This is a genomic window from Clostridium intestinale DSM 6191 (assembly GCF_900130055.1).
Taxonomy (GTDB): Bacteria; Bacillota; Clostridia; order Clostridiales; family Clostridiaceae; genus Clostridium_T; species Clostridium_T intestinale.
In genome coordinates this window covers 159,091-184,484 of record NZ_FQXU01000005.1, presented here as the reverse complement: position 1 = coordinate 184,484, position 25,394 = coordinate 159,091, and the positions used below count along the sequence as shown (strand labels likewise).

At 28.6% G+C, this 25,394-nt stretch carries 16 protein-coding genes and 1 other RNA gene; 2 read left to right on the top strand and 15 right to left on the bottom strand.

Annotation, left to right across the window (positions count from 1 at the left end):
• Nucleotides 1-3: 3 nt before the first annotated feature.
• From vanR to BUA92_RS07375, 10 genes are all read right to left on the bottom strand, one after another.
• Complete coding sequence (gene vanR, locus BUA92_RS07415) at nucleotides 4-711, bottom strand: VanR-ABDEGLN family response regulator transcription factor (protein ID WP_073018327.1); 708 nt, start codon at nucleotides 709-711, stop codon at nucleotides 4-6.
• Between the two features lie 222 nt (nucleotides 712-933).
• Nucleotides 934-1,677, bottom strand: a complete 744-nt coding sequence (locus BUA92_RS07410; RefSeq protein WP_073018325.1) for a YwqG family protein — start codon at nucleotides 1,675-1,677, stop codon at nucleotides 934-936.
• Between the two features lie 235 nt (nucleotides 1,678-1,912).
• Entirely contained in the window at nucleotides 1,913-2,653 is a 741-nt protein-coding gene (locus BUA92_RS07405; RefSeq protein WP_073018323.1) for an NADPH-dependent oxidoreductase, read from the bottom strand.
• 117 nt (nucleotides 2,654-2,770) lie between these two features.
• A complete protein-coding gene (locus tag BUA92_RS07400) occupies nucleotides 2,771-3,136 on the bottom strand; it encodes a DUF1304 domain-containing protein (RefSeq protein WP_073018321.1) in 366 nt (121 codons plus the stop codon).
• Nucleotides 3,137-3,700: 564 nt separating this feature from the next.
• Nucleotides 3,701-7,162 carry a DUF5050 domain-containing protein gene (locus BUA92_RS07395; protein ID WP_073018319.1) on the bottom strand — a complete coding sequence of 1,154 codons (3,462 nt, stop codon included), beginning with the start codon at nucleotides 7,160-7,162 and terminating at the stop codon, nucleotides 3,701-3,703.
• Nucleotides 7,163-7,683: 521 nt separating this feature from the next.
• Nucleotides 7,684-7,827: a hypothetical protein gene (locus tag BUA92_RS23840; protein ID WP_341412121.1), complete on the bottom strand. Its 144-nt coding sequence runs from the start codon at nucleotides 7,825-7,827 to the stop codon at nucleotides 7,684-7,686.
• A 155-nt stretch (nucleotides 7,828-7,982) separates the two neighbouring features.
• Complete coding sequence (locus tag BUA92_RS23580; protein ID WP_242950103.1) at nucleotides 7,983-9,314, bottom strand: HAD-IC family P-type ATPase; 1,332 nt, start codon at nucleotides 9,312-9,314, stop codon at nucleotides 7,983-7,985.
• Between the two features lie 59 nt (nucleotides 9,315-9,373).
• Nucleotides 9,374-10,345, bottom strand: a complete 972-nt coding sequence (locus BUA92_RS23575) for an HAD-IC family P-type ATPase (protein WP_242950101.1) — start codon at nucleotides 10,343-10,345, stop codon at nucleotides 9,374-9,376.
• Nucleotides 10,346-10,752: 407 nt separating this feature from the next.
• Complete coding sequence (locus tag BUA92_RS07380) at nucleotides 10,753-10,956, bottom strand: DUF4177 domain-containing protein (protein WP_021800698.1); 204 nt, start codon at nucleotides 10,954-10,956, stop codon at nucleotides 10,753-10,755.
• Between the two features lie 372 nt (nucleotides 10,957-11,328).
• Nucleotides 11,329-11,913 (bottom strand): hypothetical protein, encoded by a 585-nt coding sequence (locus BUA92_RS07375; RefSeq protein WP_242950099.1) that lies wholly within the window; start codon nucleotides 11,911-11,913, stop codon nucleotides 11,329-11,331.
• 99 nt (nucleotides 11,914-12,012) lie between these two features.
• On the opposite strand from BUA92_RS07375, the gene BUA92_RS07370 reads away from it, so the two are divergent.
• Both BUA92_RS07370 and BUA92_RS07365 read left to right on the top strand, forming a co-directional pair.
• The gene (locus BUA92_RS07370; RefSeq protein WP_341411843.1) at nucleotides 12,013-13,347 is read left to right on the top strand and encodes an MFS transporter; all 1,335 of its coding nucleotides are present in this window, start codon (nucleotides 12,013-12,015) and stop codon (nucleotides 13,345-13,347) included.
• A gap of 136 nt (nucleotides 13,348-13,483) precedes the next feature.
• Entirely contained in the window at nucleotides 13,484-13,912 is a 429-nt protein-coding gene (locus BUA92_RS07365) for a MarR family winged helix-turn-helix transcriptional regulator (RefSeq protein WP_073018313.1), read from the top strand.
• 262 nt (nucleotides 13,913-14,174) lie between these two features.
• Here the strand turns inward: BUA92_RS07365 and BUA92_RS07360 are convergent, their stop codons facing one another.
• The 5 genes from BUA92_RS07360 to ssrA form a co-directional block, all read right to left on the bottom strand.
• Nucleotides 14,175-14,711 carry a fasciclin domain-containing protein gene (locus tag BUA92_RS07360; RefSeq protein ID WP_073018311.1) on the bottom strand — a complete coding sequence of 179 codons (537 nt, stop codon included), beginning with the start codon at nucleotides 14,709-14,711 and terminating at the stop codon, nucleotides 14,175-14,177.
• Nucleotides 14,712-15,108: 397 nt separating this feature from the next.
• Nucleotides 15,109-16,482 carry a DUF1998 domain-containing protein gene (locus BUA92_RS07355; RefSeq protein WP_073018309.1) on the bottom strand — a complete coding sequence of 458 codons (1,374 nt, stop codon included), beginning with the start codon at nucleotides 16,480-16,482 and terminating at the stop codon, nucleotides 15,109-15,111.
• A gap of 39 nt (nucleotides 16,483-16,521) precedes the next feature.
• A complete protein-coding gene (locus tag BUA92_RS07350; RefSeq protein ID WP_073018307.1) occupies nucleotides 16,522-19,938 on the bottom strand; it encodes a DEAD/DEAH box helicase in 3,417 nt (1,138 codons plus the stop codon).
• Entirely contained in the window at nucleotides 19,919-23,629 is a 3,711-nt protein-coding gene (locus BUA92_RS07345; RefSeq protein ID WP_073018305.1) for a hypothetical protein, read from the bottom strand. Before BUA92_RS07345 ends, BUA92_RS07350 begins: the two co-directional genes overlap by 20 nt.
• Nucleotides 23,630-24,374: 745 nt before the next feature.
• Nucleotides 24,375-24,705: a transfer-messenger RNA gene (ssrA, locus tag BUA92_RS07340) on the bottom strand.
• Between the last annotated feature and the right edge of the window lie 689 nt (nucleotides 24,706-25,394).

Sequence of the window (25,394 nt, the reverse complement as noted above, 5' to 3'; positions counted from 1 at the left end):
ATCTTATTCAATTTGATAACCAACTCCCCACACTGTTTTTATAAATTTAGGATTTCTAGCTGGTTCCTTCATCTTTTCACGTAACCTCCCAATGTGAGCCATAACTGTATTATTATTATCAAAATACTTTTCTCCCCATACTGCCTCAAACAATTCCTCTGAAGAAACAACCTTCCCTTTGTTTTCACATAAATGCCATAAAATCGAAAACTCTATTGGTGTTAATGATAACTGCTTTCCATATAAGGTACATTTATGAGTATCCTGATTAATAATTAATCCATCAAAATCGTATTCATTACAAGTTTCAGCTAAGTCCATATTAACTTCCTTAACCTGATTATAATTATTATATCTTCTAAGTTGTGTTCTTACTCGTGCCGATACCTCTAGTGGGTTAAATGGCTTTGTGATATAATCATCTGCACCTATAGTTAAACCCATAATCTTATCCATATCTTCACTCTTAGCTGTTAGCATAATAACAGGGAAAAAATATTTTTCTCTAATCCTCTGACAAATCGTAAAACCATCTATATCTGGAAGCATCACATCTAAAATAGCCAAATCCAATGGCTGTGAATTAATGCACTCAAGTGCATCCTTCCCATTATAATATTTATAAACACTATGACCTTCATTTTTTAGATAAACTTCTATTAAATCAGCAATTTCTTTCTCGTCATCAACCACTAAAATTCTTGAACTCAAAATTTAACGCCCCTTTCCTATTAGTAGTTATATGTTAACACACAATTTTAATTCTAGCACTAGGCATATATTTTAGTTTAACCAATAATAAAAGCAAGTGACTATGTGTGTAAATACAATCACTTGCTTTGTTTTTGCCTGTTATTATATTGAATCTTGTATGTGGCTCAAGGAGTCCATCTTCCTAACTCTTCAAAAGTGTCATATAACTTGTCTTACTCATTAACAACATTGCCAATCATATACCACTTTTGAAAAATCTCTATTCTTCAAGGCATCCTTAGGAATGGAGAAAACACAGTTTCCAGAGTCTCCAAACATAATGCCACATTCATCATCTATATCTAGCTGTAATAAAAGGAAATCCTCATCATCAAAACCCAAACTATCATGCTGAACAAAATATGGATATCCACCAACTCTACTATCACAACTGTAGCAGTCATCACTTAGCTTCTCATATTCTTCTGCTGTAAGCTCATCCTTAAAAAGTTCTTCAAATAAATCTATTGAAGAAGATATAGGCATTTCCCTTGTTTCAAAATACATTTTTCCATTATGTGAAAAAGGAAGATTTGACTTATATTCTTTATTATTTTCATATGGATTTTCCTTTATTAAAAACTCCTCATCCTCTTCATAGTTTTCTATGTATTTTACAACAACGGGATTATCTAAACCAAACATATCATCATTCATAACAAAAAACTGCAATAATCCCTTTTCTGGTAACTCGTCCATTTTCTCAAGATCTGATATATTTATCTGTGCTAAAAACAACATAGGATCTCCATCTTCATCTAATGGATACTCTTCAATATCTTTCAAATATGGACATCCACCTAACTTACTCTCCCATGGTTTTGTTTCTTCACGTTTAAAACTTATTTCATTACTATATCTGTAAGTGCTTCTTATTGTGTCTTCATACTTTTTTAAAATCTCAGGAACTTCATATGTAATCATTTTATCTCCTCCATAAATAAATGTGCCAAATATAACATCTTTTTGAAAATTTATACTAACCTTATTATATAGTATTTTCGCATATAAAACAGGCTTAACCAATTATTTTCAATAATTATAGAGTAAAAGCTCGCTTATTTATGTTATAGTTCCCACTAAGATAATTTAAAATCTATAAAAATAAAAACCCTAGGCTAATCAAATTAGCCTAGGGTTTTACTCACAATAAAATTGATTATTTAGTTTTTAAGCCTTGTTTATTAATAGCATCTTTAACTTTAGGATAATAAACTGATTGATAAACTCTTGAAGTTACAGTACTCCAGTTTGTTTCTTGCTCAGCTCTTCCAATTTCCTTTAGATATTCATCCATCTCTTCATCATAAACATTAATTGAGTCTTCAACAGCTTTTATATCATAAGCTTCATCATGCCTAAAACTTTCAAAAGGAACTCTAGGTTTTTTATGTGATTCATCAGCTGGATATCCAACTACTAATCCTACCATTGGGAAAGTATATTTAGGTAATCCTAATAATTCTATAACTTCTTCTGGATTTTTTCTGATACCACCAATAGGTACTGTTCCAAGTCCAAGAGATTCGGCAGCAACAACAGAAGCTCCTAAAGCTATTCCAACATCTACAGATCCTGCAAGAATACCTTCTACATCTTCATGAATTACCTGCTTCATACCAGTTTTTTCACCTGCAAGATTAGTTCTATAAAAATCCATCACAAACACTAAAAATACTGGAGCCTTTGCAACATATGGTTGATTACCAACAAGTTCTGATAATTTCTCTCTCTTCTCTTTATCTCTTACAACTATAACAGATGTTTGTTGTCCATTAATTGAGTTAGGCATAGCCTGAGCACTCTTAAGAATTTCATCTATTAATTCATTTGAAACCTCTTTATCTAGATATTGTCTTATTGATCTATGATTTTTTATTTTATCTATTGTATTATTCATAATAAATAACCTCCTAAATTTTAAATATTTTATATAACTCAATTTACTTCGTAAATTGTAATCTTTAAATTTATCTTTTACATTATCATGATTATCTATAAATAATTATGATATAGCTCAAATTATTATTAATAAAATCATTGCTAATATGGCTAAACCACCTTGCTTTACAAGAATCTTTTTATTAGATGTAATTGCTCCATATATAGCAGCAATAATTACACATCCTAAAAAGAAAAACCTTAATTGCGTTGACATTAATTCTGGTACAAAAAAGCTCCAACACAATCCTGCAGCTAAGAAGCCATTATATAATCCTTGATTTGCAAACATAACTCCTACTTCTTTTCTATCAAGAAGTTTACTATCTATATTAAAAGTTTTTCTAGCAACTGATGATTTAATGAAAAACATCTCCAGTAGCATTATAAAAATATGTTCAAGCGCTACAGCAATAACTAAAATATCTAAGATAATTTGCATAATAACCTCCTTTGCAAATTCATAACCTTATTTACTTATAAGTCTATATCTTTCATATAAACATTTGACTAAATCTATAAGTAATAGCTTTTTGTTTTAAATTGTATTTTACACAATTAAATTTTATTCTATTTAATTGATTTTGTCAATGTATTATTATCTTGCAAATTATAAAGGGAGAGTATAATCACTAAAAAATGCATGCTCACAACTTAAAAACAAATAAAGCCCTTGAAATCAAGGACTTTACATTTAATTACTATCTAATTGAGTATTTGGTGGAGAGAGGGATGTCAAACCCTGTCCGAAAGTAGCAATGCTTAAATAATTCTCGACTAGGACAGTCCTCAGTTCTACATTTCCCTCTTCCAGACGCTCAAGAACAGGTTACTGGTTTTAATAGCTTTAAAATTTCAGTTTCTGTGGTAAAGCTTACATAGGCTCATTTCCCCATTATCGATATCCTATCTTAAGGTTCGATAATCAAAGATAGAACTTAAGAAAAATATTATCTTATTCAATAAACAAAATATTATGCTTAAAGAGTTTAAATAACCATTTTTTCTATTTATAAAAAGGATCATATACAATCTGATTATCAGAACCATCAAATCTAATTCGATGATATTTTCCATCAGTTGCGTAAAAATAAATCCAATCATTTAAAACATTTATATGAACCGCTTGCATATCGCATATTCGACTTGGACTCGTACCATCAATTTTTATTTTACTTAATTTATAGTTGTTATCTAAATATATCCAGTCTCCAACTACTTTCATGCTACTCGGCTGAGTTACATTACTTAAAACGGTTTTAGAAGAACCATCTGTTTTCATTTTACTTATTGTGGAATAACTCGATTGAAAATAAATCCAGTCTCCAACTATATTAATATAGCTTGGAGTATCATCTGATAATTTCATTCTATTTGTACCATCTGTTTTTATTTTGTAAAATGCACCTTTGTTTAAATTATGAGGATCAATTTTGTTTTCATAATATATCCACCCATCAGCTGCAACTATAGTATTATCAACTTTATCATCTGTAACTTTTGACTTATCAAGTCCACAAAGCCTTATCTTGTAAAGTTTCCCATCATCACTATTATTTATATAGTAAATCCAATCACCCAATACACTAATCATAACCGCACTATCGTCACATATCTCTGTTAAACCTGTCCCATCAATCTTAACCTTATTAAGATATCCATTAGAATAATACACCCAATCTCCAACCACATTTGGATTGTTAACCCAGTCGTTAATAAAGTATCCTTTTTCAGTACCATCTTCTTTCATCTTAAAGTTATTGATAATAGTCCACTCACCAGATTGTGCAACGAAATCTTGATTTGGTATATTGCCTGCAACTTCTTTATCTACAACAATAACAGTTAATTTTACATTACCACTATATCCATTTACTGTTCCTTCATAAGTACTGCTTCCTAGTTTAAAAGTATCAACTTTCTCTATGTTCCATTTAACAGGTACATAAATCTTTTCATCACTAGAAATTGTAGCAATAATTGTGGATGGAAGATTATACGTTTCTCCTAATTTAACGCTAACACTAAATTGCTCAATATTTTTTATAGTCATATCCACACCGAATCTTTGTCTTCCTGATCCATCATTTTTTACTTTATACATTTTCGAATGCCCTGAAATATTTTTATAGTAAATCCACTCACCATTTATTTGTATATTATTTAGGCTGAATGTACCATCTGCTAACTTGTCTTGACTTAAGACCTTTCTTCCACTTCCGTCAGTATTCATTACTCTAAGCTTATAATCTATACTATCATAATAGTAAATTTTATCTCCTGATACATTATAATTTAAAATATATGAATCAGCTGATATCTCCTCTTGATTAGAGCCATCTGTATTCATCTTTAAAATACCTGAGGAATATTTAGCAAACAAATTATTCCCTGAAACAATTAGACTATAACTTTCATGATTTGTTAGCCTAGTCCTTTCGTAACCATCTTTATTTATTTTGTATATCTTACTTCTATCCGTAACACTTAAATAATAAATCCAGTTGCCCATCACGTTTACATTGCTAACATATTCTTCACTTAGTTTAGTTCTATTTGTTCCATCAGTTTTGACTTTATATAAAAAATGATTATCAGTGGTATTTGAATAAAAAACCCAATCTCCTACGATACTTAAATTTTCCATAGAATCACTACATACTAATGTTCTTAAAGACCCATCGCTCTTAACTTTATAAAGCTTATCGTTATCAGAAACATTTCTATAGTAAACCCAATCTCCTATTACATTAATATTTTTCACTTGATCATCACTAAGTTTAATTTTACATGTTTCATCAGATTTAATTTTATAAAGCTTTCCATCACCTATATCAGAAAAATATTCCCATCCATTTTTTTCTATAACCAAACCTTCATAAACACTATTTCCGTTACTATTTCCTCTTTCCACAATTTGAACTGATAAATTAATCTCTTTGTTATATCCTTGAACTACTCCTTTATATGCATAAGTTGCTTTTTTACTGGTGTCAATATCATAAGAATTCCAAAGAACTGGTAGCATTAACTTTGAGCCATCTGTCATCCTAGCCAGAAAATACTGAGGTAGTTCACAATAATCACCTTGTCCAACTTGTATATTCTGATCATCGATATTTAAGATAGTCCTACATATACCAAAAAGCTTCAAATCTGTTCCATCTAGCTTACTACTATACAAATAACCATTTTCATCATATAAAAATACTCTATTACCAGTTATATTAATATCAGTAATAGGAAAATTATTAAGTTTTTCATCAATACTGCCATCATCTTTAACCCTATGTAGAGTATTTCCATCACTTTCATTTATATAGTACACCCAGTCATTTATTGCATTCAATTCTATGCCATTAACTGCTCTTAGAAGTGTTATATTTGTACCGTCTGTATTCATTCTATAGATAAACTTATCATTATAATCTTGATAAAAAATATAATTTCCTAACACGCTAATATATAATGACTGCGCTGAATTAAGGGCGATCTTAGATTTATTATCTAAATTCACTTTAGTAATCTCCCCGTAATCTGAAAGATTACTATAGTACATATATTTTTCATATAAATTAATATAAATTGGTATATCTTCAGTTACTTTAGCCTTATTGCTTCCTATTAAATCCATTCTATATAAACTATAATTATCATTAATATTCTGGTAATAGATTGAATTATTATACACCCTTAGATAAGTAGCAGGCTCTGTCGTTAGTTTTGTTCTTCCTGTTCCATCTTTATTAACTTTATATACACTATTATTATCTGACAGATTGCAATAATAAATATAATTCTCTTGAACATTTATAAATAGCGCTTGATCATCGTTTATCTTTGTAACACTACTACCGTCGATTTTTGCCTTTGATAATTTTCCTTCATTTATCGGATTTCCATAATATACACATGTGCCATCAAATGTTGCAAACCCATAATTATTTATATTAGCGTTATTAGGTGGTTCAACGTTTAAAGTTAATGTTATCGACTTGTTATAGTCTAATACTGTACCTGTATAATTATATTGTCCAACCTTTGAAGTATTAACTGCTGTTGAGTTCCATTTAACTAACAAATCTACATAATAGTTATTACCCATATTGGCACTAATAGTTTGAGGTAATGAGTATGCTTTCCCTTGTTCAACAGTCTTGATTACATTACTACTTATTACAATTGTACTATTTATAAATCTAGACACCATAGTAAGATCATATATATCAATAATACCATCACCGTTAAAATCATATTTTTCTTGCCATCCAGGCATTTTGCTATTAATGTTATAATTTATAGATACCTGTGCTAAATCTTTAATATCAACTACCAAGTCTTTGTTAACATCTAAGTTCTTATTTAAAGTTGTATCATTTAAAACTTCTGATTTAGCCTTTACTAATCCCATTGGCATAATCCAAATAATCAGAAAAAAAATAAGAATTTTCTTAAATACCTTTTTCATAAAATCCCCCACCTTAATTCCCTTTTAGCATACTTATATTTTAACATAATGTGTAAACATGTAAATATAATGTTAAAAAGAATAAATTAAGAGTAGCGAAATGTTTCTGATGTTGCATTAGCACAACAAAATAATGATAACAATTTTAAAGGGAGTTATTGAATTTATTCACACTCCAATAACTCCCTTATTTTTGGTTTGCTTAGACACAAGAAGAAAATTTGACCATTAGCTAGTTGCACTTCTTCTATGGCAAAATAATCAATTTTTTTAATTTTGTTGGTGTCAGCCACTTCCAAAATACTCACTACCGTATTGATTATAAAACTCTAGTAGATTATTCCTTAATATACACATTAGCATGAGTATTGAATGTTTTTCAACAATGTTTGCCATTTTATCTTTATGCTGTTTATTAAAAATTCAACAATATGAAATTCACATTTATTTATATAAAAATTTATATTTCACTTTTCAAAATAAGGTTTAATAGTTTACCAAACTTCTGTTTCTGAGTACTTTTATTCAGTCTTCTTCCATACATTATATCCAAGTCCTTTACTATGACAATCTGGATAAATATACAATAAATCCAAACTATTATGATGTATTTTAGTATCTATATTCAAAACAACACCACCAACTTTTTTATTATCTACATAAATATAAAAGCTTTGAGATTTATCATTGTATAAGGATTCATATATATCTCTTCATTTGGTATAACCTCTTCAGTATCACTTACTCCAAACTCTTCAATTAACTGCAATAGAAAAAATATTTTTAACATCTTCTCTAAAATTTATATAATCTTTTTTGTTTAATTATTAAATCTTTCCTTACTATGTCGTTCTAAAAGTAAATTTATCCAATTGATCATTTTGGTTATATATCGCAAAATTGGTTCTGTCATAATTGAAAAATTTATACATAATAAAACTGCTTGTATAGCCATACTTTTTGTTAGAGCAAATAAATCTTTAAAAAATATCATGCTCAAAATCAATCCTAAAGTGCAAGCTATCCATATTGCAAATTTATAATTATTCATTGGTTTGCTAATATTATATAAGACCATTAGTCCTACTATTGCTAGTAATATTGTTGATGCTGTTGAAGTATCTGATACACTTGCATCAAAATATATTCCAACAGTCACCATAATAGCTACGATTATTGTATCTGTTAATCCCCCTGGAAGTGCTTTTAATATAATATTTTTTGCAAAATTTCCTTTTATTATATCTGTGTTTGGTATTTGTGATAATAAAAATGCTGGAATCCCTATTGTAAACATACTAATAAGTGAAATTTGTGATGGTGTTAATGGATATCTCATTCTAAAAGAAATTGCTAGTATTGCTGTTAAAATAGAAAATATATTTTTTACTAAAAATAAACTACCTGATCTTTCCAAGTTGTTAACTACTCGCCTTCCTTCTTTTACGATATTAGGCATCTTAGAAAAATCTGATTCTAATAATACAAGTTGAGATGCTTGCACTGCTGCTTCACTTCCAGAAGCCATTGCTATTGAACAATCAGCTTCTTTTAAAGCTAAAATGTCATTTACTCCATCTCCTGTCATTGCCACAGTCTTTCCTTGTTTTTTTAATGCTCTTATTAATTTTCTTTTTTGTTCTGGTGTCACTCTTCCAAATACCGTATATTCATTGGCTGCATTTTCTATTGCCTTGTCATCTGATAAACGTGAGCAATCTATGTAATCATCTGCATTTTCAATTTTTGCTTGTTTTGCGATTTTTGAAACCGTAATAGGATTATCTCCTGAAATAACTTTTATATCTACACCTTGCTCATAGAAATATTTAAAAGTTTCTGGAGTATTTTCTCTAATTGGATTAGATAGTATAATTAAACAATAAGGAATAACTTTTCCTGTTAATTCTTTTCCGTTTGGTATTCCTTCATATTTTCCAAATACTAATACACGATACCCTTGATTGCTATATTCCTCTATTTTATCTTCATATTCATTGTATATGTTTTTTAAAACCATCTCTGGAGCTCCTAATATTACAGATTCCTCCTCAAATTCAACCCCACTATATTTAAATTCTGATGAAAAACCTGATATTGATTTTGCTTTTCTTCCAGTTGATTTTGTAAAATACTCCTTTATTGCTTTCATTGTTATATTATCAGCACTCTGCGCATATGAAAAATCACCGATTAAATCTTTTATTTTTATTAAATCATCTTTTTATTTAATAAGTACATATCAATTACTTTCATTGTACCATCTGTTATGGTTCCTGTTTTATCAACACATAAGGTATCAACCCTTGCCAATGTTTCAATTGATTTCATATCATGAAGAAGAACTTTTCCTTTTGCAAGTTTCATTGCACTTATTGCTAATGTTACACTTGCCAATAAAAACAATCCTTCTGGAATCATTCCTATTATTGCTGCAACCATTGCTTGAATGCTTATTTTTGCACTTTCTCCTTGAACTATGTATTGTTGATAAAATAAAGTTATACCTATTGGTATTATAATAATTCCTACTATTTTTACAATCTTATTTAAAGATCTTATTATTTTGGATTGTTCTTCCTTTTTTGATGCTTTTGCTTCTAATGTTAGTTGTGATATATAAGACTCTTCCCCTACTTTTTCTAGTCTAGCATAACATTGTCCAGATACAACAAAACTTCCAGACATTAAGGTATCACCTTCATATTTATGTACTTCGTCTGCTTCTCCCGTAAGTAAGGCTTCATTAACTGTTACATCTCCTTTTATTATTATACAATCTGCAGATATTTGATTACCTGCTTTAAATATCACAATATCATCTTTAACAAGTTCGTGAACTGGAATTTTCACTCTTTTCCCATTACGAATCGCTAAAGAACATGGTGTATTTATCATAGTAAGTTTATCTAAAACTTTTTTTGCTCTTAATTCTTGTATAATTCCAATTAAAATATTAGCAATAATAATCGGTAAAAAAGTTAAATCTCTATAAGATTTTACTGATATCAGCAATATTGTAATGATTGCAAAAACTAAATTAAAATAAGTAAATACATTTGATATAATTATCTGTAATTTAGTTTTTGATAGGGGTTTTACTGCTGTATTACTTAATCCTGATCTTTTTTGTATTTCTACTTGTTCATTAGTCAATCCTACAATATTCCTTAAATCATTCATTTTTATAACTCCTTATATTCTAGTCCTTTGTGTATATTCCATTGCAAACATACTTCCACTTATAAATTTTTATTCTTTTATACTTATTACCTCATAATACTATTTTATAAGAACTATCTTAAGTTTTTCATAAACCAAATCTTAAAAATTCTTAAGTATTTTAGAAAATATAACTTAACTTTAATAAACCTTGCCTGTGCCAAGTGGTGCTTTTGGTCTCAAAGAGCACATTTTGCTATTCAAATTAGTTTCTAGAAAGTAGTTTAGATTTTAATAAAAGGTTTGTAAAAATAAAATGAAATAACCTAGACATCTCTGCCTAGGCTCCATGTGGTAGTGGTGGATTATATTTAAATAAATCCACTATTCATACTTAACCACAATTATTAATTAAGTTCTTTGATTTATTATAATTTTTCAAAAACTAATGTAGCTTGAATTCTATCTCCACCCATCAAACCTTTGCTACCAGCTGAAGCAGTAGTAATAGTATGTAATCTATAACCTTTACTAGCTTGTGTGTTTATCACTTTTTCTAATTCTGTCAAATTTCCAGAGCCTGTCCCAATAAATTTTTCTTTTAGTACAACTTGCAAAACAACATAATCCATAATACTCAATCCCTTCTTTTATACATATTTTTATATGCTTAATTTTTGTATAGGCAAATTATATTCTAATCGTTATCATAAACCATTAATATAAATGCCATCACTTCAAATAATACCTCAAAAAGTAAATTGTTTCAATAAATATAATATATATCAAGTTTTAAATTCTTTAATTTTAGTACCTACTTATAATAACTTAAACCTAAAAAAATCCACGACATATATGCCTTGGATTTAATGTTGGAGGCGAAACATAACCCTTTAAAATACACTATAATCTACTATAATATATCCTCTTGTTACTTCACCCCTATTTTTTAATTAATCTTTGCCTTACAGTTAATAATTTTTCAACTTTACCAAATCAAAGAATTATTTAATTCTCTTTGTCTTTAATAGGTTATCTTCATTTTCTACAAGCACTATTTTGATATTAAGCTCACTTTGAAGGCTTGAAAAACTCTTTATTTGATTGATATATTTACTATCACCAGAGCTTAATAACTTATCTATCATAGGTATAATATCGTCTTTTTCTTCGCTTGTGAATTTCTTTCCCTTTAAATTCAAATTGTTTATATAAGTTAAGGTATGCCAAATTTGTTCATAAGATATTTTATTAATATCTATTAGAACCCAAGTAAAATCTTTTCTTCTTGATTTTGGAGGATATGCTTTTTTAAAAAATTCAATAAAATGACTTGTTTTATTTTCTTCTTTGTCTTTCACATATTTACCCAAGATACTTTTTAGATGATTTTTCAGATAAAGTATTGTATTAGCTTTTACTTTGTCCTTCATTTCATCAATACTGTTATAAATTTCATTATACAAGCTTTGCATATCTTCATCATTTAATGTATTCTTTGAAGCCTTCACAACATTTATAGCTTCTAATAAGTTCTTTTTTGTGGTTAATTCATTGTTGTATATTTCTGATATTTTTCTCTTTACCATCATTCTCTCCTTATATGTGCTAAATGCACCAATAAGTTATTATATCATTAAAATAAATTTTTCTACAAAAAAATATCTCTATATACTGTTGTTTTACACTTGGATTTACCTTTGTGCAATTACATGATTATAATCAAAATAATTGATACTATAGTCATAGTCAAAATATCATGTTTAGAACTTACATTTCATTTTATTGAATCCGCTAACAAATTAGTTGCAAAGGAAACTAATGTTGTAAAGGAGAGAATATTCATGAAAAAAAACATACACAAAGATAAGGTTCTTTGGACAAAAAACTTCGTAATTATCAACGCTATAAACTTATTAATATTTTTCGGATTTCAAATGTTATTACCTACACTTCCGATGTATGCTAAAAACCTTGGAGGAACAAACTCTGTTATTGGATTAGTAACTGGAGCATTTGTAGTATCTTCAGTAATAATTAGGCCAATCTCGGGATTGCTTCTTGATAAATTAGGTCGACAAAAGGTGTTTTTAGTTGGATTATTTATATTTATTATATCAGTATTTTCTTATTCACTAGTTCCATTTATTAGTGCAATTATTATGATACGTTTTATCCATGGCTTTGGCTGGGGTGCAGCAAGTACAGCTTCTAATACAATTGCTTCAGATAATATACCAAAGGATCGTTTTGGCGAAGGAATGGGATATTTTAGTTTGACAAGTAGCTTAGCCATGGCAGTAGCCCCTACAATTGGACTATTTGTAATATCAAAATATAGCTTTCAATTTCTATTTTTATTATCTACTCTACTAGCCGTACTTGGTGGCATTGTTGCCTTTAAATTAGAATACAAAAAAATTGAGAATAAAGAGCAAACTAAAACAAAGGCTTCCTTGTATGAAAAAGTATCTATAAACCCTTCTATTATAGTATTTTTTATAACAATAACTTATGGTGCATTAACCAGTTTCCTACCTCTTTATGCTTCACAAAAAGGCATAGAGAACATTGGAGTTTTCTTTACAGTCTATGCCATATCCTTATTTATTTCTAGACCAATATTCGGTAAAATAATAGATAAATTAGGATTTGACTATGCAATTATTCCAGGTTTTATATGTGTAATTATATCTATGGCATTGTTATCTGAGGCTTCAAATATCAGCATGTTTTTAATCGCTGCATTTATTTACGGAATAGGCTTTGGAGCAACTCAATCTAGTTTACAGACAATGGCAATGACTGGTGTTCCAGCTTCACGTTTAGGTGCTGCTAATGCTACATTTTTCACTGCATTTGATTGCGGTGTAGGATTAGGTGCAGTAATTTTAGGAGTAGTTTCATCACACGTTGGATATGCTCAAATGTATCTTTGGGCAAGTGGGTCAGCTGTTATAGCATTTATTCTCTATTTCATTATTGGTAGAAAAAGAAAACTTCAATCACCAGTACAAAAGTAGTATTTTACCTCATGATTTGTATGTAACACAAAATCTCAAAACATATATACCTTAGTAAATCATTGAAAACATAATTATTTATCTATATAATTTAAGATGGGTTTATAGGAAACTAATGTAAAGGAGATACGTAAATATGGAGAACATTAGTAAACTTAATGCAGCAATTTATAGAAATGCTCAGAGCATAATAAATTCAAAGCTTATGGATTTAAATATTAGAAGTGGTCAACATGACTTTTTATATGTTATTTCAAAAAATGAAGGTATAAGTCAGAAAGAGTTAAGTGAGTTTCTGTATGTGGGTAAATCAACTACTGCAAAAGCTGTAAAAAATCTAATGGAAAATGATTATGTAAAAAGAATTCAAGATGAAAATGATAAGCGTATTTATAGGCTATATTTAACAGAGAAAGGAAAAAAGGTTATACCTAAAATAGATGCAACCTTTTTAGAATTAGTAGCTATTTTTTCCAAAAACTTATCTAAGAAAGAGGAAGAAGAAACAGTTATCGTTCTAAAAAGAATCCTCCACACGATTTCTGAAGAAAAAAATAAATTCTGATATTGATTAATTTATAGATTATATCACCTTTTATGAAATGTATATGATTAAGCCGCAAGTAAGAATAAAAATCCACGATCATCTGTATATAGCTATTTAAGGCACATACAAATGGTCGTGGATTTTATGGTGGAGGCGAAACATGACCTTTAAAACCCACCCATAAAATATACAATAATATATCTAGACTTATTATCAAGCTCTAATAGCTTCTTTTAATACAGAAAATTCTCAATAAATATACGCAACTATTATTCTTTATCTATGGCATCATAACTGTATCTATTACATGTATTACTCCATTTTTAGCCATAATATCAGTAACTACAACCTTAGCCCCATCAATATATACTTCATTATTTTTCACTTCTATTTTAGCGTTTTCCCCATTTGCCATTTTTAACTCTTTACCATTTAACTTTAATACTTCTGCTGCAGTAAGCTTTTGAGGTGCAACATGATAAGTTAAAATCTTTACGAGAGTTTCCTTGTTTTCTGGTTTTAAAAGATCGCTTACTGTGTTGTTTGGAAGCTTTGCAAACGCATCATCTGTAGGTGCAAATACTGTAAATGGCCCTTGCCCTTTAAGGGTATCAACCAATCCTGCAGCCTTTAAAGCAGTCACTAAAGTTTTAAACCTTTTGTCTCCAGTAGCAATATCAACAATATCCTTTGAATTATTTTGTTGTTCCTGAGCTAAATATGTAACTTGTGCATAAGCGTAACTATTTTCCCCAATAATATTAAATAATAATACCATTATTGATAAAGCTATAAGTTTACTAATTTTCTTTTTCATAATACATCTCCTTTTTTAATTTATATTTACTAACTTATTATTCACAATTACTATTCTATTTATTAAATAATTTAATTTTTTTATTTGTATACAGGCAAAATTACTAATGACTAACAACACTTTTACATACGCATAAAGATCTTTCTTCATCTATATATCTAAAACAATTCTCTTGATTTTTAAAATGAATTTATTTCTATAAAATAAAAGACCCACGAAAATCTAAATTTTAGATTTTCGTGGGTTTTATGGTGGAGGTGAAACGTAGCCCCTAAAATATATCTTAACTTTAATAACCTTCTCCGTGCTCTGGTGTGCTTGAGGGACTCAAAGAGTAGCTCTTGCTACCCTATTGATCATATCAATGGTTGTAACCTTGATTACTACTTAATCAAACTTATTTAATTAATTTTTGTAGATAATCTTTGACTACGCCACGTTGTAGCTTTTCATGGAATATTTGGTTATTGTAATTTCTTAAGCAGCCATAACAACTTGTTTCTTCGCCACAGTCACAATTAGATACTCTTTTATATGCTTTTTCTAAGACATTTTTTAAGTTCGTAGAAATCTTTCTAACGTGTCCTGCTCCACCTGCTGCTTCGTCAAATATTATTAATGATGGTTTTGAAACAGTTAAATTATTGTAATATAAGCATCCATTTATATCATTTCTAACTATATCAAATTCATCGCAAGCGCCTTCTATTATTGCATATAAGAGGCTATACCACAGTATATCATTTGAATCTCCCAAAATAGGTAAATCTATTTTCAATACATCTGTATTAAATTGGTGACCTAAATCAACGTTATACGCGTATTCACTTGGACATGCATTTCCAAACTTATTTTTGTGCTTAAATTTATTTTCTTTATTTGGCATATCAGCTGTTGCATAGCCACAATACTTACATACCCTGAATCCCATATTGTTAAATGCAGAATTTACAAGTAATAACCTACCCATTGGTGCATACTTATAACTAACTTCATATCCATATATATATATGGTATCCTGAATAACTTCCTTTTCTTGATAAATATCAAGCTTTTCAAAATCTTCAAATGTTACTCTACTAGCATAATACTTTTTCGGTTTATTGTCTCCAGTAGCCTTTGGAGTATCAACATTTGTTGAAAATCCAAACTCTGGCTTTATAAACTTTCTAATTTTTAATTCTTCACCACATTCACAAAACGATTCTATTTTACTGTCAGCTTTTTTTGATGATATATCACTAACATGGGTGTGAATTTTTTTACATTTATCACATATAGCATAATCAAAGGTTGGCCATCCTTTATTACTTTCCTGATTAATTGAATAGGATGTCCAAACTTTACCATTAGCAACTACTGAAGATCCAGGTGCAAATTCTGAAATAGCCATTTTTAAGTCTCTTGAAATTTCAATTTCTTTTGCTGAAATATCATTGTTTAAAATATCTAATGATACTACATCAACCGGAAAACCATACTTCGGCAAAATATTTCTATCTGATAGATAGTTTATATTTGACTTATCCCTGTAGGTATTCATTATTCTATTAATGTAATCTGTATTATCACCTTTTTTGAATCTTTCATTTTGCAAATCCTTTAATTGCCTAATGTTATTTCTATATTCATTTTCAACTCTAGTAAAATATCCTTCATCTCCACATAACTCATCTATGAATCCCCAATTAGTTATCTTTAATTTTTCATGTAGCTCTTTTGGTACTACTCTAGTTAAAGCTTCCATTAACTCTTCTGGATACTTATCCAATATTTCCTTTAAAGTAGTTCTCCCAAAGTCTTCTACATCCTAATTAAACAATAAAGAAGTTCTTCTAAACAAATCTGGTTTTATCTTAAAGAAATATGCAAATATAATAGAGTTCATATGTCTCTTTATAATTCTATCATTTTTAGTTTCTAAATATGGTGCCTTTATAATTCCTGATATAATTTTTTCTGGGTTATTATAATAATTAATATCATGACTTCTTCTTCTAGCAAAAGTAACAACAAATGCAGTTGAAGAGCCACGACGTCCAGCACGTCCAGCACGTTGAATGTAATTTGAAGTTTCAGGTGGAACATTTCTCATAACTATTGCTTCTAGTTGTCCAACGTCTACCCCCATTTCAAAAGTTGTCGAACAGCTTAATACATTAATTTTTCCCTCTTCGAACTTCTTTTGTAGGGTACTTGCAGTATTGCTCGTAAGTTGTGCAGTATGCTCTTTAGCAATCATTGGCTTTAAATCTAAATCTTTATATAAATCTTTATAGTATTTATACTTATTTGAAAGGTTAGAAGAATAACTTACTAACGAACCCTCACATCTAAACTCTGGACATAAATCAAGTATATTGTTACTTGTAACTTTACCACACCTATCACAAATAAATAACTTCGTTTCTTCTCTTCCTAAAGATATGTTTATTTTTTTGTAATTTATTCTTTTGACTGTGCCAAACGGTTTTACATCAATTTGATCAACAATACCTTTCTTTATAAATATTTCATCTAATTTAGTAGACAAGTCCTTTAATATTGCTTTAGCTTCTACCTTTGCCATTTCTTTAGATAATCCATTTTTAATTAGTATACGCTTTATAAAACTACTTCTTTTATTTTCTGATTTATCTTTTGGCAATTGGCCTAATACTGTTTTATCTTTTGCTAATTCACCTTCCTCAAGTCTAAAGAAAACCTCTCTATTTCTAGGTTCAAACGCTTCATCAGTTTGTATTATATTGCTTGGGAAAGATATTGCACTTTGATATCTATAACTATCTAATAAAACATAAATAAGTGCATTAAATTCGTCTGCTGATAAATTTAGCTTATCATAACCTCTACTTAATTTTGGTATCTCATATCTAAAGTTAATTAATCCAAGTGCCTCTAACCCTGTATTTCTTTCTATGGAGATTATTTCTTTAATTAAAAATGTACTTGCTATTTTATTTTTTTGTGATTTATCAATATTTTCTTCATACACATCGTTTTCTGATGCAATTCTAACCATTCTAGTTATAACTTCATCTGGTCCTAAATATTCTTCTTTTGACTCCATTAAAGCCTTAATAATTATTTTTCTCCATAATATTTGATTATATTTATCATTCATGAAAGATGCAAAAAAGGCTGCCTCTTGTCTGTTATCTGAAAATATAAGTAACTTTCTTGGATTAATAAGCTCTTGAACAGTTTCTTCAGTTTCAGCTGATTCTTCTCCATCATCAAAAAACCAATCATCTTCAGTAACCTCAACATTTTCCTTTGGGATAGTAATCTTGACATTACCAGGTATCATTTCGTATAAACTTCTTGATATAACATTAGTTGCTGCAGTATCTGCTGTTAAAAATCTTTTAATAATATCCTTTGATACTCCACCACATGATGTACAGCTATTTATTGATATTCCTTTATTTACAACATGTTTTACCTTTAAATATTTCCTATCATCATATACGTTACAACAGCTTTTATTGTTCTTTTTCCCAACCTTTTCTATCTTCCCACAAACTGAACATAATATATAATCTTCCAATTTATTATTTTTCAATTTATTATTTTTAGCTTCAACAAATAAGCAATCATCATCATCTAATTCCTCATCTGTTTCTTCATCAGCAAAAACCTTAAAATATTTTATTGGAGTGTGCTCATCTGTTATATTACCATTATAATGCTTCAAGTAATCTCCATCTATTGTACCAACTATATATTCTTGACCACACTTTTGACAGTTAGCAAGTTCAAATACTTTAACCTTAGAGTTTTGAATATGTACTTCTTCTCTTCTTTCTAAATAGATTTCAGGGGTTGGGTAAAATGAAGCATACATTCCTTCTAAAGATTTAACAAATAAATGATATCTTGCAGGTAATAACGCTTTTGATGATTCATCTACTCTTGCTATACATGCAAGTTCTATTAATGATACTAAAGCCTCTTCTTTATCTTTCGATTTTACAGTATTATCATTTGTAAATACCCATTCAATGACTTCATTAATATTCTTTGTTCCTTCTGTAAGCCTATTTTGTATTATTCTTAGATTTTTATCATCCTTTAATAGTTCATATAGAAAAATTTCTTTATTTGGTGAATATTTAATATTATATTTATAACATAGATTATCAAGTTTTAAATTATTATATAAACAATTATTATAGTCATTTTTTAATTCAATATAAAAATCACATTTCCTATCCTGTAATAAACTTGATACCTCACCAAATTTCTGCCTCTTTGATTCTATAATATCTTCTGGATAGAATTTTTCACTAAACAACTCTGAAGCGAAAGCAGCTACCTTTGGAAAATCCTCTTTTCCTCCACCTAATGTTGCAGATGTTGCAATACACTGTAGCTTACCAAGTTCATATCCATTTACTCTCTCTTTTAATCTTTTAAGTAACATTGATATTTCAGAACCACTAGCACCTTTATAAGTATGCGCCTCATCTAATACAATAAATCTCCAAGTATCACCATTATTATTATCAAAGAATGTATTATCCTCTGGTCTTAATAGTAAATATTCTAACATAGCGTAATTAGTTAATAATATATGAGGTGGATTTTCTCTCATTTGTTCTCTACATATTAACTCGTTTATTATTGGTGCTTCACCATTGTTCTGCTTTTTATACGATTCTAATGCTTTATTATAAGTTGGCTCAGTTTCTCCAGTATATCTACCAAATGTTATATCTTCATACTCCTTCAGTGCATTTCTAATTCTTTTAACTTGATCATTTGCAAGAGCATTCATTGGATATAACAACAATGCTCTTACTCCTGAGTTTAATTTTCCCTCTTCATTTTCTTTCATTAATTCATTAATAATTGGAATCAAAAAACATTCTGTTTTACCTGAACCTGTCCCAGTTGCTACAATAATATTCTTTTTATCTTTACACACTTTATTTATTGCCACTTCTTGGTGCTTATAAAGCAATCTTTCATTATCGAATTCATGATTTAAATATTTAAAATCCTTACTTAAAATATTATCTTCAATAAGATTTTTTATACTTCTACCCTTTTCAAATTCTGGTGTTATTTCTAAGTATGGACCTTTTATAAATTTATTTCCTTCTGATATTTTCTTAAAAGCCTTTTCTTTTAACCTCTCATCTTTAACACTTAAAATCGAACTAATATACTCTTTATATTTTTCATTTATATATTCTGTACTTCTAATTGGATCCATCGACATATAACCCTTCTCCTTTAATTAAATAAAATTCTATTACATACAAATCTCTTAAATACACCTTTTCCATTTCTTTTCTAAATATCATCAATAGTTTAACAATTAGTTGTCTATCTTTATTACTCAATAAACTATCTAATCTTTTGTATTTCATCATTGACGCTATCAATATAGTTACACCACAATAATAAGCAAAAGTATTAGGTGAAGTCTTATTATCCTCTTTTCTATTTAGTAACATCTTATTAAATACTTTAAATTCATAATTATCCGTTAGTTTCTTAATAAGTATACCTAACTCTGTTATGTCATTAATTATTTTATCGTATAGCTTTTTGCGGTTTTCATTGTTGTAATACTCTACCCATTCAAATAATGTTTCTACATATGTTGTTCCATTAATTACAACGCCATTATCCCCAGTATCATTTATCCAATTTAAACTATCTAATTCTTTTTTTTTAAAATTTGTATTATATTTATCAAACAAAGTACTATACATAGCTTTACTTCCTAGTAGTTCTTCTGATAAATTAACTATTCTTTTGTTACATCTTCTTTTAATATACATACTAATACAGCCTTTATTACCTTTATATTTACAAGTATCACACTCGTGGCTATATCCTAGGATTTTCATTTCTAAATCGTCACCAATTAAATCACAAATATTTTTAATTAATATACTTTTAGAACTTATTCCACTTCTAGCTTCAACTAAAAAAGCTCTTTCCTCATCTGATTCCCATAAAACTTCTCTTTTTCCTTTACTAATACCATTATTAATATCTACGTCAATATTAACAATTTTTAATTTATCTAAAAGATTTTTTATATTATCATAACTATCTATTTCTAATAAATATTCCATTACATTATATAAGTTATAACTTCGGATATACTTTAGACATAATCCATAAATACATTTATTTTTCAATTTTCTATCCTCAACATCAATATCACATAAGATTGAATAGTTCATATGTAAAAAGAATATCGAATTTAGGATATATTTCGAAAGTTTTTCTGTTATCTTATAAGTTTTTATATCATTTAAAACCATCACTAACTCTTCTCGTCTTTTAGCTTTAACCAAATTACTTATCAATACTTCTATATTAACTACTTTCTCTAATTGATAATTACAGTTTCTATTGTATAACCCATCTTTATTAAAACTTAAAATTTTTTCTTTTTTCTCTTCAGCAAATAAATCATCTGATTCATCTTCTATATTAAAATAGTACATGGTATCATTTCTAAGAGATAGTCTATCTTTTTTAAGATACATAGTAACCCTTTTTCCATCTTCCCTTATACTATCTTTTTCTATTGATAAACTTAATGCTTCTTCCCAGGGCTTAAAAATATTGTACATTTTTAAAGCTAGTTCATTATCTAACTTTATACCTTCTGAAATCCAGCTTAAAGCAATATCTCCACTATCCAGTTCCTCATATCTAACTTTAGAAATCACTACCTCTTCCTTTATAACGCAAGGTATAAACTCACTTATAACTTTATCATAATCATTTTTAACTATTATTTTAATTACAAATTTAGTTGAAGAACTTGAATTAATAGTATCATAAAATTTATTTAATGGTATAAATATACACTTATTGTTTATAGCCTCGATTTTCATTGATTGAAGTATATTATCTTTAAAATCAACTAATAAAACATCAACTTTAAAGCTATTAATAGACCTATCCATAAAGCTTAAAGCTATCAATTTGCTACTAGTTTTAAGTTCTTTTTTATATACCATTAATGGTTCTTTAGAAAAACTTATATTATCTAAATCCTCACCTTCATTAAGTATGGAATAGCAAATACTTCTACTTTTAGATTTTATACTAAACTTTAAGAAGTGATTATTTATTTTTATTTCTAAATTCCCATTTATAAAATGATCTACACCATAGTAACTAAAACTATAGTACCTATGTAAAATGTCATCTTTAACCTCAAAGTCTGTATTATCTAGATTTATAATAATAGATTTATCACAGATGATTTTAATAGTTTGACTTTTATATTTTCCTTTTTCTAATGGATATTCAGATTTGTAGTCATTACTAATTTCAATTTTAGGTATAAATTTAAATGGAAGTATTTTGACAAGCTTATTACCGGCATAAAACCTAACATCATACTCACCATATTTTTTTGCTTTAAAACAATCAATAGCATCAAGTGAAACTAGTGCATCTCCATTGCTTATCTCATACTCTACTGGTATCTTTATATCTACATCATTTTTGATATTCCTAACAGCTACATAATTCGTATTATCTAAGGTTATTGCATTATCAATTTTAATAATAGGTGACTTTTCAGAATATATCGGTGTGCTATTTTCAGAATAATTATCGTTAAACACTTCACTTTTACCAAATAATACTATATTATTTTTATCTCTATACTCTATTTTAAATACATCATCATTTTCTGTAATTAATTCTACTTGTTGAATCTTTTCTTTAAACTTAATCTCCTGTCCTATATAACCTATATACCCTTTTTCATTAATATCGAATTCTCTTTTATCTATATTTATAGCATTTAATTTACAAGTATTTTTCATTAAAATATAAATATTTTGATCCTTTACATTAGTAGATTTTAATAAATTCCCTTTATGGTCAAATAATATAAAGGGTCCAACATCTTCAAAACCACTAAATTGCCATTCATTAAGGACTTCATCTTCATAGATAAGCTTTATTTTATAGTTTGTACTAGCCGATACTTTTACTCTTTTATTTTCACTAATACATTGTCCACCCTTTTCGTATAAGATACACTTTATAATATCTGAACTTTTGTCTGTTGTTATATGCCATTCTACAAAATCTAAAAAGCTATTTTTAACAATATTAGATGGTAAAATTATAATTAGCCCACTACTAACACTATCTAAAGTTATTCTTGGTTGAATAATATAATTTTTCTTTTTATTATTTTTAATTCCTAAATATTCATTTGAAGTTCTATATTTAACATATTCATTTATAATCCTATCCTCAAGACTATTAAACTTAACTGTTAGATCTTCATAGGAATAATCATTTTCCTCTGCTTCTTTTACTAATACTTGTAGATCATATATAAATTCTTTCGCTCTATCCTCATTATTAGTAATAAATCTATATATAGTTTTATCAACCTTATATCTAATAAAATATTTGATATTTTCTATAATTTCTTCTGGTCCAATATCTTTTATGTCTATAAACTCTGTAGCAATTGCAAAAAGCGTACTCAAACTTGAATTCGGTACTCCACTATGACAAATCATCGGCGTTATATTTTTATAACCACCAACATGTTTAAATGTTTTTAATTTATATTTTCTTATGGTAAAATTAAAAACACTAACAAAGGTATCTTTAACAAAGTTTATATCCTTACCCTCAATATTTAATAGTCCAATTATATTATCCCAAAAGCTTTTCCTATATTTATATAATGCCTCATATACTAAAATGGTAGTTGTTGTAGCTTCAAAGGATTTAATACTACTAACTAGAAAATTGATATCATTAAACTGTCCTAATATCTCCTTATAACTTCTTTCTAATATACAAAAATCTTGATATGTTAATCGTAAATCACTTACTAACTCACACTCTTTAAGTTTATTGCTTAACTCTTTTTCTATATCTATTAACGTTAGATTTTCTAACACCTATACACTCCCCCTAAAAAATAGTAAGCCTCTATTTTCTCCACATAATACCAATAATGATTTTGTTATCCTATCAAATGCTAATATGTCGTTTGAGTCACCGATTATAATAACCAATGGCTTTTTAGAATTTATGTAACTCTGAATAATCTACTTTAGGATATATTTTGTAGTCAATTAATTTTATATTTATTTAATATCTTAATTAATAAGCTCCATTACTATATTTTTCTTATTTTCATTATATACCAAATTTGTATTTTAATCATATTTTCCTTAATTATTTCTATCAAAAAGTGCACACCCCTAATTTCTAAAAAACTAGAGGTGCGCACAAATTGGCAAATACAATCCATTTCAGCCTTCAATATTAATTTTTCAATAGTCATTTTCCCCTGAAACAACAATAAAAGCCACTGATGTCAGTGACTCTAAATTGTATCACAATTGTAGTGATTATTTGGTGGAGGCGAGGGGTCATGTGCATCCATAATTTCGTATGGCACTGACTATATCTTCATCATTATAATTATGATGCTTGGCGTATTATAGAAGTTATAATATAGTTTTGAAACTTCTATCTTAGTATTCCATAAGCTTAAGCTTTTAGGAACCTATAAGTCGATACAAGGCTGTTAGATTTCTCTACATACCTCTCGGTATTGCCGACAGCATTATCTGTTTCGGGTTCACCGATAAAGCCAAGTTATCACTTAAGAATCACTTCTTAAGGCGACTCATCTTACGAATCGAACCCCTGTCCGAAAGCAGACCAGCTTGACTTTCTCCGAGCGCATTCTGTAATTTAGGATTCCCTCCACAAGACGTCTACAGACAGACTTCCTGTTTCAGTAGCTTCATAAATACCCCTCTAGCTCAAAGCTTTGCTAAACTTCGTTTCCCACTCAATGACACCAGTGATCCAAGGCGTGGGCACCCTGGGCTGATGAGCAACTATATTAAGCTGCTAATGCAAAATTGTCTTCTGCGTTTATCTTTATTGCATAGTTGATCTCGTGGGACCATGCTTCCCCCGGCTCGCTTATCAAACCCATCTTACCCCCGTCGAAGCCAAAACGCCCCCATGTTAGGTATTTTAAGTTTTTCAAACGCAATTTGCATTATTTAATTGTAGATTTTAATTTTACAACAGCTAAGTCATATTGTCAAGTTAGACACTAATAAGGAGCGGCTTGGCTCCTCACATTTATAATAATATAACATATAAATCCCCCGTTCAATAGCTTCCTATTACCAACTCATAATGCTACTGGTTATGTTGAAGTTAACTACCAATTAAACTTTAGACTTACATCTATTTAACACCGTAAAAGACTTTCTTAGTTTCTTCTAGAAATGACCCACCTCCAATAATATCGCCACAACATATTATTTCATCACATTCTTTGATATTAATCCCTTTAAGAGCATTTTTCGACTCATTTTACACTATACTTATATACTATTAAAAATGTTCTTAAAAGGATACTAATTTAATAAAATTCCTTTTAATCTCAACATAATTCAATATAATTACTATATTATGATATAGCGTTATTACGCTATTACGACATTAGGATATTGCGACATTAAGACATTGCGATATTACGACATTGTGACATTAAGACATTAAGACATTACGACATTGCGATATTAAGACATTACGACATTAAGACATTACGACATTGCGACATTAGGATATTGCGACATTAAGACATTACGCACCTATATTCTGTAGGAGCGATCCTCAGCTCCATTAAATTCC